At 63.1% G+C, this 11,896-nt stretch carries 9 protein-coding genes; 3 read left to right on the top strand and 6 right to left on the bottom strand.

Annotated features, from left to right (window positions below):
• Positions 1-171: 171 nt before the first annotated feature.
• Both NDN01_RS05840 and NDN01_RS05835 read right to left on the bottom strand, forming a co-directional pair.
• Positions 172-1,497 (bottom strand): amino acid deaminase, encoded by a 1,326-nt coding sequence (locus NDN01_RS05840; protein WP_272626429.1) that lies wholly within the window; start codon positions 1,495-1,497, stop codon positions 172-174.
• Positions 1,498-1,529: 32 nt separating this feature from the next.
• Positions 1,530-2,210 (bottom strand): helix-turn-helix domain-containing protein, encoded by a 681-nt coding sequence (locus tag NDN01_RS05835; protein ID WP_272626428.1) that lies wholly within the window; start codon positions 2,208-2,210, stop codon positions 1,530-1,532.
• Positions 2,211-2,380: 170 nt separating this feature from the next.
• Here NDN01_RS05835 and bla point away from each other — a divergent pair, with 170 nt between their 5' ends.
• The 3 genes from bla (at position 2,381) to NDN01_RS05820 (ending at position 6,595) form a co-directional block, all read left to right on the top strand.
• A complete protein-coding gene (bla, locus tag NDN01_RS05830) occupies positions 2,381-3,475 on the top strand; it encodes a class A beta-lactamase (RefSeq protein WP_272626427.1) in 1,095 nt (364 codons plus the stop codon).
• A 100-nt stretch (positions 3,476-3,575) separates the two neighbouring features.
• On the top strand, positions 3,576-5,843 hold the full coding sequence (locus NDN01_RS05825; RefSeq protein WP_272626426.1) for a serine hydrolase: 2,268 nt from the start codon (positions 3,576-3,578) through the stop codon (positions 5,841-5,843).
• A 311-nt stretch (positions 5,844-6,154) separates the two neighbouring features.
• On the top strand, positions 6,155-6,595 hold the full coding sequence (locus NDN01_RS05820; RefSeq protein WP_272626425.1) for a YbaY family lipoprotein: 441 nt from the start codon (positions 6,155-6,157) through the stop codon (positions 6,593-6,595).
• Positions 6,596-6,620: 25 nt separating this feature from the next.
• On the opposite strand, the gene NDN01_RS05815 is transcribed toward NDN01_RS05820, so the two are convergent.
• Genes NDN01_RS05815 through NDN01_RS05800 form a run of 4 tightly spaced genes read right to left on the bottom strand, consistent with a single transcriptional unit; the run spans position 6,621 to position 11,894 of the window.
• Complete coding sequence (locus tag NDN01_RS05815) at positions 6,621-7,280, bottom strand: IclR family transcriptional regulator (RefSeq protein WP_272626424.1); 660 nt, start codon at positions 7,278-7,280, stop codon at positions 6,621-6,623.
• On the bottom strand, positions 7,277-9,832 hold the full coding sequence (locus NDN01_RS05810) for a glycoside hydrolase family 3 C-terminal domain-containing protein (RefSeq protein ID WP_272626423.1): 2,556 nt from the start codon (positions 9,830-9,832) through the stop codon (positions 7,277-7,279). Before NDN01_RS05810 ends, NDN01_RS05815 begins: the two co-directional genes overlap by 4 nt.
• Positions 9,829-10,167 carry a hypothetical protein gene (locus tag NDN01_RS05805; RefSeq protein ID WP_272626422.1) on the bottom strand — a complete coding sequence of 113 codons (339 nt, stop codon included), beginning with the start codon at positions 10,165-10,167 and terminating at the stop codon, positions 9,829-9,831. Before NDN01_RS05805 ends, NDN01_RS05810 begins: the two co-directional genes overlap by 4 nt.
• Complete coding sequence (locus NDN01_RS05800) at positions 10,167-11,894, bottom strand: AMP-binding protein (protein ID WP_272626421.1); 1,728 nt, start codon at positions 11,892-11,894, stop codon at positions 10,167-10,169. Before NDN01_RS05800 ends, NDN01_RS05805 begins: the two co-directional genes overlap by 1 nt.
• Positions 11,895-11,896: the final 2 nt, after the last annotated feature.

Here is an 11,896-nt window from a genome sequence, read left to right as displayed (position 1 = left end):
CGGTTCGACGCGCAGGCCAGGGGCGAACGCGCTTGAAAGTTTTTCTTATATCGAAATTATTATCGATTTTAGATATAATCATCCCGCTCGGGGATTTGTCAATTAAAATGGCGGCACCCTTGAGCAAGCAGCTCCAGACGAGCCTCCCACATCAACGATACCAAACCTGCCCTAGAAAAATGTCCTTACGGCTCCCGTGACGGTCAAAGCATCGTCGACCACAAACAATGCAGGCCAGCGATCGAAGGTGGTGCAGGGATGCGACACCCCGAAGGCGACCATGTCCCCCACCTGCAAAGGAGAATCTTCCGGAACATCGACATAGGCATGGTGGTCGTCGAGCCGCACGGTCCTGTGCCCCGCGCCAAGCGGGAGAGGCTTTCCTTCGCCCGGCCGGGCCCAACGCACCGGAGTCGGGTCGCGCACATCGGCCGAAGTGTCCCGCTTGCCGAGCCCGATGATCGCACGGGTCGGTTCGGGGCGGGACTGCACATAGGCCCAAACTTCAAGCGCCGGCCGCAAACCCTCCCCCAGGCTTGCCGCCTTGGGAGATCGCGCGATCAGTCGCTCCACCAGTTCAGCATAGAAGCTGCTGTCATGGACCAGATAACATCCGCTGCGCAGGATCACCTCATAGGGCGCACGCTCGCCCGCCTGGTGCAGAACAGCCGCCGCCACATCGAAGAAAGACGAGCCCCCCGCCGACAATATCGGCCGCCCCGAGAACAGCCCGTTCCTTCTGCACCGCTCGGCGATATCGACCATGCGCTGCAGGAGGCCGCACATCCTGGCCTCCCCCTCCGGGCCTCCGCCCTGAAGGATGCCCTCGAACGCCTCAATACCCCGCAATGACAGATGATGAGACACTGACGCGCGCGAGGCGATCGCCATGGCTTCCTCATCGTCCCGGACGCCACCCCGCCCACCATCGAGCCCCAGTTCCAGCAACACCTGGATCTTGGGGGCCAGCGGATAGGCGGACATCCGCCGCTCGAGTTGCTCGATCGCCGCCACCGAATCCACCAAGCAGTAGAAATCGAAATCCGGATCGTCGCGCAGTTCGCCCAGCACATAATCAGTCGGCTGACGCCCCACAAGTTGATTGGCCAGGATGATGCGACTGATCCCATGCGCACGATAGACGCGAACCTGCGCCACCGTCGCCGCCGTCATGCCCCATGCACCATCCGCGAACTGGAGGTCGAACAGCTCGGGACTCATCGTCGTCTTGCCATGCGGCGCAAGCTTGACGTCCGCCAGTTCGGTGAAACGGCGCATCCAGGTGCTGTTATGACGCATGGCGCTCTCACTCAGCACCGCGACGGGCAGCATGACATCCTCGTTCAGGATGGACCAGCCGAGATCCGCCAGCGTGTCCGGCGTACAGGCAGGCGCATTGGCCGGCCACCCCTTGAAGCACCAGTCGATCGGCGCCTTGGCGGCGTTTTGCTTCGATATGCCCATCATCACCCCCGTACCATCAGCGATGATTGGCACGACAGGATTATTTTTTCAATATTAGAAAATTTTCAAAGATTGGAAACATCACGGCCGTCGATCGGCGTCAGGGCAGATTTCAAATCCGCATCGTTGGCCGAGCATATGGACAGAATACGGCAAGGCCCCTCACCTACCGCCACGTATCCATGCCCCATCGTCCCGTCGAAATAAATGGAATCCCCCGTCTTGAGAAGAGACGGCGCATAAAGATCACAATAAAATTCACATTGCCCTTCAAGAACCAGGGCATATTCCTCGCCCGGGTGGCGCATCAGATCACCAAAATCCGCGATTGATCGCACCTGAATATCGATGATCATCGGATTCAGCGTCTTGTGAAGCAGATCCGCCGACGGATAGACGTAATTATACGTTGCGGTGCGGATCGAAGGCCCCTCGCCTGACGGCGTGATGCTGCGACGCCCCGTAACGGCGCTTCGACTGACGGGGGCCGGCGCCGCGGTCGAAAAGAGTCTGGTTATATCGATCTCGAGACCGCGGCTGATACGCAGCAATTTTTCATAGCTGAGCGACATTTTGCCGGTTTCGGCCTTGGAAAGCGTGGAGACTGGCATACCAGTGCGCTGACTGACATCGGCAAGTGTCCAGCCATTGGCTCTGCGTATCTCACGCAGGACCGCTCCAGGATTGTCCTCCGCGAACGCCTGTCGGTCACTGGCCGGAGATTCGCGAAGACTGGCAGGCCGCATTCTCTTCCTTTCACTCGATTTTCTTATTTAGCACATACCGATATCACTGTCATCACGAGCTAAAAACCCGAAAAAGCGTCCATTTTCAGATCGAACTTCGGCTCAACCATTGCTCTCACCGCTCAAAATTGCCCAACCGGGACATTAGTTGACAAAACCGAAAAAAATCGATGAACTCCGCTGGTGAGAGGCAAGAGTCCGTGGCTCCCCTCCCCTCGATCAGATTGAAAAGGGTCTCCATGAAAAAAATGCCTCTTCTGTCTGCGATAAGCGCCGTGGCACTTCTAGCGGGTTCGCCTCTTTTCGCGCATGGCGCAGCCGCCGCACCGGACCCGGGGGCAATGGATGCGAGAACGCGACTAGCCAACGAATTCGCGCGGCTGGCGAAGCAGACCGACGGCACGGTGGGCGTCGCCGTGCAGCGCGTTGATGGGAACAGCCGGACAGTATTGAATGCGGGCACGACATTTCCGCTCGCCAGCACGTTCAAGATCGCCGTGGCTGCAACCATCTTTTCCCGGATCGACAAGGGGGAGTTGAAGCTCGACCAGATGATCGCGGTTGATCCGGCGATCGTCGTGGACTCCGATGGAATCGCCGAGCAGACGCCGCATCCCGGCGTTTCGCTGTCGCTCTACAACCTGCTTGAATTGATGCTGACCCGCAGCGACAACACGGCGACGGACGTGCTCACTGCGCAGGCCGGCGGCCCGGCCGCCGTGACCGCCTGGCTTCGAAAACTCGGCGTGACCGGCCAGCAGATCGATGGCGATACCGCCCATATCATCTACCGCGCCTTTGATATCCCGCCCGGGCCCGGAACCTTTGCGGAGCGGATCAAGGCAGCCTTTGCCGCCGATCCATCGAAGCGCGATCAGGACGCCAGCGGGAAACCGAACAAGTCCTTCAATGACGATCCCCGAGACAGCACGACACCGGAAGCGATGCTTGACCTGTTGCTGAAGATCCAGTCGGGCAAGGCGGTCAGCGCTGCCAGCACCAAGGCGCTCCTCGGAATCATGGAGCGCTGCCACACCGGCGACAAGCGCCTCAAGGGGTTGCTGCCGGCCGGCACCGTTGTCGCGCACAAGACCGGTACCCTGATGAGCATCGCCAACGACGTTGGTCTCGTCACGCTGCCCGATGGAAGCAAGTTCGCCATCGCCGTCTATGTCAAGGGAGACACCAAGGGTACCGAGGTGCAGGAGCGCGTGATCGCCGATATCGCCCGCGCGGCCTATGATTACTTCCTTCTGGTCGGCTGAAGTAATGATCCGGCCCCTGCTCATCCTATCTGTGGCGGTCGCCGCGGCCATCAGCCCAGCCACGGCCCAATCCAGTCACCCGGCGACACCCGCGCCCGTCGTGGCAGCCGCCGCACGCAATATCGAATCCGCCGCGCGCGCCGAACTCAAGGACAAGGCGATCCCCTCGATCGCGGTGGCGCTGGTCGACAGGTCGGGCGTGATTTGGTCTGGGGCCTGGGGTACCGCCGATGCGGCAGGCACCCAAGCGGCAAGCCCGGCCACCCTCTATCGGGCTGGGTCGGTCAGCAAGTTGTTCACCGATGTCGCGGTGATGAGGCTGGTCGAGCAGGGCAAGGTCGATCTCGATGCGCCCGTCACACGCTATCTACCCGAATTCTCGCCACATAACCCCTTTGGGACGACGATCACCCTGCGACAGTTAATGACTCACCGCAGCGGCCTGGTCCGCGAGCCGCCCCACGGGAATTATTTCGATGCCACCCCCAAGGGGCAGGCGGACACAGTCGCCAGTATCAACGACACGACCCTGGTCGCGAAGCCCGGGACGATAACGAAATATTCCAATGCCGGCCTAGCTGTCGTGGGCGAGGTGGTCGCGCGCACTACCGGCATGCCGTTTGAAAATGCCGTCCGGAGCCTGGTGCTTGCCCCGCTCGGCATGAATGCCAGCAGCTTCGCGCGCACCGAGCTCAAGGTCCCGGTCGCCCATGGTCAGATGGCGTCGTTCGACGGTGGCCGTTGGCAGGCCCCTGCATTCGATCTGGGGACGTCCGCTGCGGGTAATCTCTACACCAATGTCGGTGATCTTGGCCTGTTCGTCACCTCGATGCTCAATGCCGGCGCACTACCCGGAGACAATGGCGCGCTTTTGCGGAGCGCAAGCCTGGCGGAGATGTGGCGGCCCCAATTTGAGGTGCCGCCCGGCGCGCGCCGTTTCGGACTCGGCTTCATACTGGGGACGCTCGACGGCCAGCGTACCGTGGGACATTCGGGCGCCGTCTATGGCCATGTGGCCGATGTTCGGATGATGCCCGATGCCGGTATCGGCGTGGTCGTTTTCAGCACCGTCGATGCCGGGCCGACAGCGGACCGGATCGGCACTTTCGCGCTGCGCAGCCTGCTCGCCGCGCGGGATGGGGCGGCACTGCCGCAATGGTTGCAGACCCGGAGGATATCGGGTGTCGACGCCGTGCGGAAATCGGGCCGTTTCGTCAACGGCGACGACAGCGTCAACGTTCGCGTTTTCGACGGTGGTCTTGTGCTCGATGGTCCGGAAGTAGCCGCGGAAGTTCGGCAGAACGGCGACCGTTATTACCTGGATGATGCCCAGTATTTCAGCGATGCGCTTGCCTTCGCCCCGGATGCGAGTTCGGTCGAACTGGCAGGCAGGCGCTATGTGCGCACAGACTGGCAGCGTCCCTCAAAGCCTGACACCGAACTGGCCGGCCTGATCGGCGAATATGGCTGGGACCACAATATCCTTCGCATCTACCAGCGCGACAACAGGCCCTATGCCCGGATCGAATGGATTGGCTGGTCACCATTGCGGCGACTGGAAGCCGACCATTACGCTTTCCCCGAACGTCTCGGGCTCTATCCGCTGGAATCCTTGCGCTTCGAACGGGATGCCTCGGGCAAGGTGACTGCGGCGTTGCTGGGCGCGATCCGGTTTCCGCGACGTGACTTTGGCGCCGAAGCGGAAGCCGCCGTCCATTCGGTCATGAATACAGGCATCGACGCGCTTCGTACCGCCGCCCGGGCCGCCAGCCCGCCCGCTGAAGCCAGTCCGGTCAAAATGCCGGATCTTGTGGCGCTGACCGCCACCGATCCCGGCATTCGCCTCGATATCCGATACGCCACCACCAACAACTTCATGGGCCAGAAAATCTACGAACGCGCAGGCGCATTCATGCAGCGCCCGGCGGCGGAAGCGATCGGGCGGGTTCATCGTTCCCTTGCATCGCAGGGCTTTGGCCTGATGATTCACGACGCCTATCGCCCATGGTACGTCACCAAGATGTTCTGGGACGCCACGCCGCCCTCCAACCGGATCTTCGTTGCCGATCCAGGCCAGGGCTCCCGTCACAATCGCGGCGCTGCCGTCGACCTCACCATGTTCGATCTCGCCACTGGTGCGCCGATCGTGACGACGGGGCGCTATGACGAGTTCTCCAGCCGTTCCTATTCCAACTATGTCGGCGGCAGCGACGAGCAAAGATGGCTACGCGAAGTGTTGCGCGCCGCGATGGAGCGTGACGGATTCACCGTCTATGCCCAGGAATGGTGGCATTTCGATCTGGTCGGCTGGCAGGACTATCCGATCGGCAACCGGTCGTTCCAGGATATCGCCGCACCAGGTCAATGAGGCCTGGCGAGAGCGGAACACAAAGGATCCGCTACCATCCCGCGCCTCCCCTTTCTGCGCGTGAGGAAGATGCGCGCATGCCGGACATCCTATCGCCAGCGTGACGACTATCTATCAGTCAAAAGGTTTGCGATAATGGCATCGGCGCCGATAAAATGCCTACGACCAGTCCGTTGGCGGCGGAGAGATCGGGAGTAGGGTCGTCGCGAGCGCCGGTCGAAACGCCGAACTGGAGAACGCCGCCTGCGATTGACCGGCCCTCGACAGAAGTGAACGCAAGACCTTCATTCAGTTGATGAGAGGAAATCCCGATGAGAAGTTCGCACCTTTTCCTGCCGTTGCTCATCGGCCTTAGCGCGTGCCATCCCGCCACCGTCGACAAGGGGCCTAGCCTGCCATCCTCGAAACAGACCGTCACCCTGTCAGGAACGGCACTCTATCGTGAACGAATCGCGCTCCCGGCCGACGCGCAACTCGTCGTCACCATCAGCGACGTCAGCCTCATGGATGCCCCGTCGGTGACGATTGCCCAGGTCACGATCCCGACAAAGGGTCGGCAGGTGCCACTGGCGTTCTCGCTCGATTACGACCCTGCCCGGATTATAGCGCGCAATCGCTATTCGGTGTCAGCCCGCATTCTCGGCGCCGACGGCAAGCTGCTCTGGATCACCGACACGCATATGAATCTGCCGCCGGCCGGCCAGACCATCGAGCTTCGTCTGGTTCGAGTCGAGCAATCGCCCTCGCAATAGGGAGAGATAGCGGGAAAGCCTCGATCTACCGGGCAACCGATCCAAGGTCGTGCGACAGGGCTTCGGCTGCGGCCGTGACAGCACGCGCCAGCGCTCCGGCGCGGGCTTCGTCACTATCGCGCGCCGGGCTCGACAGCGCGAGCGCGGCGACCACGTTCCGTGCGAAACCGCGCACGGGAGCGGCAGCGCAGTAGATCTGCCCTCCCTCCTCCTCGCCAGCCGCGAATTCGGCACCGCGAAGGACCTTGCCGATCGCTGAGTCGAATGGCTGGCGTTCCCCGAGACGCCGCGCGACGATCGTGGGCCGTGTGCCCAGGACCACGTCGAGATGGAGGACCCCGTCTTCCCGCAGGACCGCGAGACTCGCGGTATCACGCGTCGCGGCAGCAACGGCCTCAAGATGCGGCCGCGCAACCTGAATCAGGTCGAGCTGGCGCTGCGCCTCGAACCCGATATGCGCAGCAGTCGGGCCAAGCCGGTAACCACCACGCCTGATCGGAACGAGATAGCCCCGTTCGACCAGCACGCCCGCAATGCGATGCGTGGTACTGTAGGTAAGCCCGGTAGCGTCAGCCAGGTTGACCGGATGCCCCTCCCCGCGCGCCACGGCCTCGATCAGATCGAGGCCGCGTTGCAGTGTCTTCGAGGCCGCCATGCGGTCGGCCCTGTCGTCGGCGACCGTCACTTGGACACGAGGATCGAGCGAACCAGCCTCAGGTCCTCCGACGAGGCACCGGCCATCAGCTTGTACTCGCCCGGCCTGACCTGCCAGCGCTTGGCAGCAACATCATAATAGGAGAAGGATCGTGGATCGAGCGTGAGCTCGACACGACGCTTCCCGCCGGCCGGTATCTCGACCTTCGCGAAGGAACGAAGCTGCTTCGCCGCTTCATTCGCCAGGGGAACCGCAGGCGCGACATAGAGTTGGACGACTTCCTGTCCGCCACGTGATCCACTGTTCTGGACAGTCAGCCGTACCTTCACCGACGCGCTTCCACCTGTCTTCACAGGCGCCTGGAGACCGGAATAGGCGAAACTGGTGTAGGACAGTCCGTGACCGAACGGGAACAACGGCTTTACGCTTCGCGCCTCGTACCCGCGATAACCGACCAGTAACCCTTCCAAGTAACTGCTCTTCGGATTTCTGAGATTCACCACATCGTCCTCAGTCCGCGCGAGGAACGAGACGGGCAGCTTGCCTGAGGGATTCACCCGCCCGAACAATATATCCGCCAGCGCGGCCGAGCCGCCTTCGCCCGGCAACCACATGTCGAGGATTGCCGGCACCTTGTCCCGCCAGGGCATCGTCATCGCAGCCCCGGCGTTCACGACGACGGCGGTACGCGGATTGGCCGCCGCGATTGCCTCGACCAGGCCATTCTGGTCCCCCGGCAGATCGAGCGACGTGCGGTCATACCCTTCGCCTTCAGTCGTCGAGGACGACCCAACCAGGACGATCGCCGCATCGGCCGCGCGTGCCGCCGCGACAGCGGCATCGAGCGAGGGCCGCGGTTCGCGAACACCGAAGCTGAGATATTCGTACGGTGTCTGCCCGGTCTTATAGTCGAGCCGGATCGGATAACCGCGCCCCGCGACCAGTTCCACCACCACGGTCCGCCGCGGGATCGGGAAACCGAGCACGTCGCGGATATCCGGGGTCGAGGCGGTGGCCTTGTCGAGGATGGTCTTGCCGTCGAACGTGATCGTGGCGTTACCAGTGCCGCGAACGCTGAATTCGTGAGGCCCGGAGGTCTTGGGCCAGAAAAGACCCTCCCACCGAAGCGCGCTATAGCCGGTCACCTGCGGACCCGCGACATTGCCGCTGATCCGCTTGAGAAAGCTGGTCGCCCGCTCGCTCCGCACCGGCGTTCCGGAGGCGTCAGCGGTGGCGTAATAGGTGGCAGCCATGCCGGTTTCGGCGCGATCCTGTCCCGGGCTGAACATGGCCGGCAATGCCGCAGGTGGCGTCTCTTCGTTATCGACGCCCTTCGCGTAGGTGACCTGCACGCCCGGCAATGCCGCGCGCAACGCCTGAAGCGGCGTCGTTATCGCATCGAACGGTTCCACCGCCGAACTGCCCCCGCCCTGGATGCGGGAGACATCGGCATTGGGACCGATCACGGCGAGCGATCGGATCGACGGATCGAGTGGCAGCACGCCCGTATTCTTGAGGAGCACGATCGCTTCTTCGGCGGCCTTTCGGGCGACGGCGGCATGATGCAGCGCGCCCGGTGTCGCCTCGGTCGCCGGCGCGCGGTCCAGCGCGCCGCTTCGCACGATGAAGCGCACTATCCGGCCGGCATTGTCATCGATCTGCGCCGCGCTCACCTTGCCGGCATCGACCGCAGCCTTCAGCTTCGCGCCGAAATTGGATGGCGGACCGGGCATCTCCAGGTCCATGCCCGCGTTGGCGGCAGGCGCGGTGGAGTGCGTGGCGCCCCAGTCGGACACGACAAAACCCTTGAAACCCCACTCCTTCTTGAGGAGGTCAGTCAACAGCCAGCGATTGTCAGTCGCGAAGGTACCGTTCAGTCTGTTGTAGGATGCCATGACCGACCAGGGATCAGCCTGTTTCACCACGGTTTCGAACGCCGGCAGATAGATTTCGCGCATCGTCCGGTCATCGACGACCGAGTCGACAACGAACCGGTTGGTCTCCTGGTTGTTCGCCGCGAAATGCTTGATCGATACACCTACACCGGTGCCCTGCACGCCGCGCACATAGCCGAGCGCGATCTGGCCGGTGAGCCAGGGATCTTCGGAATAGGTTTCGAAATTACGCCCCCAGCGCGGCGTTCTCACAATATTGACTGTCGGCGCCAGCAGGACGTCGGCGCCATGGGCGCGGCTCTCCAGGCCGATGGCCGCGCCCACTTTCCCGACCAGTTCGGGATTCCAGGTGGCCGCCAGTGCCACGCCGACGGGAAAGACGGTTGCCGGCTTGCCGTCAGGGGACCGGACACCGGTAGGCCCGTCGGTCATCTTGAGCGAGGGGATGCCCAGCCGCGGGATCGGGTTGAGCGTCATCGACGTCTCCCCGGCGAGGAGGAGAATCTTCTCGTCGAGCGTCAATCGACCCATCAGATCCGCGACGCGCTTCTCCAGAGGCGCGCCGCGGTCCTTGTAGGCCGGCACTTCCTGCGAAGCCGCCGCCATGGCGACCCCGGACGGCACGACGCCGCCGATCAGCGCGAGAAGTGCGACGCCATTGCCCAGATGCCGGCCAAGCTGCTTCATTTGATCGCCGCCAGATCGGTCTCGGCCTTGGCGAGGATTTCGTCGGTGAGCTTGCCGTTCGAATAGGGCTGGACCTGGCGCAGGCTCAGTGCCTTGAACATGTCATATTCCTGCAAGGCGGTCATGCCCGGGAAATTCTTGTCCATCACCGCCTTGCCGCGCTCGTCCGCTACGATGTCCTGGATCGGGGTATCGAGCGAAAACTTCGCACCCGCGGTCGATGCAGGTGCTGGTGTTGCCGACGGAGCCGCGGGCGGCGGGGATGCGGTTTGCGCGCTCGCCGCGGAAACGGTGGCGAAAGCCGCGAGGGCAGCGCCAGTCAGTAACAGCTTCATTATTTCACCTCTTGCTTGTGATGGGGTTCGAACGACGGGCCCAAGGCTCTTTCGTCGAGCCCGAGTTCAGCGATCATTGCATCGCGGATCAGGTATTTCTGGATCTTGCCCGTGACCGTGGTCGGAAAGGCGTCGACGACACGGATATAGCGCGGGACCTTGTAGTGGGCGATCTGGCCACGGCAGAACGACCGCAACGTCTCCGGATCGGCCTCGGCGCCAGGCCTGAGCCGCACCCAGGCGCAGAGCTCCTCGCCCATCTTCGGATCGGGGACCCCCACCACCGCGACGTCCTCGACCCCGGCGTGGCGATACAGGAAATCCTCGATCTCGCGCGGATAGATGTTCTCGCCGCCGCGAATGACCATGTCCTTGAGCCGGCCGACGATGTTGCCATAGCCTTGCGCGTCGATGGTCGCGAGGTCACCGCTGTGCATCCAGCCGTCCGCATCGATCGACTCAGCCGTGCGTTCAGGATCGTTCCAATAGCCGAGCATCACTGAATAGCCGCGCGTGCAGAGCTCGCCCGGCTGGCCGACGGGCACGACCTCACCATCGGCGCCGACTACCTTGCATTCGAGATGCGGCAGGACCCGGCCGATCGATCCGACCCGCTGCTCGAGTGGATCGTCAAGCCCGGTCTGGAAACTGACCGGGCTTGTCTCGGTCATGCCGTAGCCGATGGTCACGTCGCGCATGTTCAGCCGGCCAATCACGTCGCGCATCAGCGGCTCGGGGCAGATCGCGCCAGCCATGCAGCCGGTGCGGAGCGAGGAGAGATCGAACGAGGCGAAGTCGGGATGAGCCAGCACCGCGATGAGCATCGTCGGCACGCCGTACAGCGCGGTGCAGCGCTCAGCCGCGACGGCGTTCAGTACCGCCCCCGCATCGAAGCCGGGAGAGGGATAGACCATCGCCGCGCCATGGGTGAGGCTGGCGAGGTTGCCCAGCACCATGCCGAAGCAATGATAGAGCGGCACCGGGATGCAGATCCGGTCATTCGGCCCGAGCGCCATGCCGCGTCCGACGAAATAGCCGTTGTTGAGGATGTTGCGGTGGGAAAGCGTTGCCCCCTTGGGCAAGCCGGTGGTGCCGCTGGTGAACTGGATGTTGATCGCATCGTCAGGGTCGAGCCCTTCCCCGATCCGGTCGAGCTGTTCGCGCACGCCCGGGCGTACCACCGCGGTGTCGCCCAGTTGCAGCCACCCAGGCCGCGAGGCCCCGTCGATCTGGATCGCGCAGCGCAGTGACGGCAATCGTTCGGCACGCAAGCCACCCGGCACGCTGCCCGCCAGTTCCGGGGCGAGCGCTTCGATCATCTCGACATAGTTGCTCGTCTTGAACCGCTCGGCGACGACCAGCGCACTCAGCTCGACGTGATTGATCGTGAATTCGACCTCGGACAGGCGATAGGCCGGGTTGATCGTGACGAGGATCAGCCCGACCCGCGCCGCCGCGAACTGGAGCAGCGTCCACTCGGCGCAGTTGGGAGACCAGATTCCGATCCGGTCCCCCGGCTCGAGCCCAAGCGAGATCAGGCCGGCCGCCAGCGAGTCAGCCCGCGCCAGCAGCTCCGCAAAGCTCCAGCGCACGCCCTGCTCGGCCGAGACCAGCGCCTCACGCTCGCCCCAGAGGTCAGCGGCGCGGACAAGCGCCGCGCCGATCGTCATATCGAGCAGCGGCGGCTCCGCCGGTCCCCGAACATGGCTGATATTCAACAGTGTCATGA

Source organism: Sphingomonas sp. QA11 (genome assembly GCF_028473665.1).
Classification (GTDB): domain Bacteria; phylum Pseudomonadota; class Alphaproteobacteria; order Sphingomonadales; family Sphingomonadaceae; genus Sphingomonas; species Sphingomonas phytovorans.
This window is presented reverse-complemented; position numbering and strand designations above follow the sequence as displayed.

Excerpts from the sequence above, each read along its gene's own strand:
- NDN01_RS05835 (WP_272626428.1), bottom strand. The coding sequence starts at position 2,210 with ATGCGGCCTGCCAGTCTTCGCGAATCTCCGGCCAGTGACCGACAGGCG.
- bla (WP_272626427.1), top strand. The coding sequence starts at position 2,381 with ATGAACTCCGCTGGTGAGAGGCAAGAGTCCGTGGCTCCCCTCCCCTCG.
- NDN01_RS05820 (WP_272626425.1), top strand. The coding sequence starts at position 6,155 with ATGAGAAGTTCGCACCTTTTCCTGCCGTTGCTCATCGGCCTTAGCGCG.
- NDN01_RS05810 (WP_272626423.1), bottom strand. The coding sequence starts at position 9,832 with ATGAAGCAGCTTGGCCGGCATCTGGGCAATGGCGTCGCACTTCTCGCG.
- NDN01_RS05805 (WP_272626422.1), bottom strand. The coding sequence starts at position 10,167 with ATGAAGCTGTTACTGACTGGCGCTGCCCTCGCGGCTTTCGCCACCGTT.
- NDN01_RS05800 (WP_272626421.1), bottom strand. The coding sequence starts at position 11,894 with ATGACACTGTTGAATATCAGCCATGTTCGGGGACCGGCGGAGCCGCCG.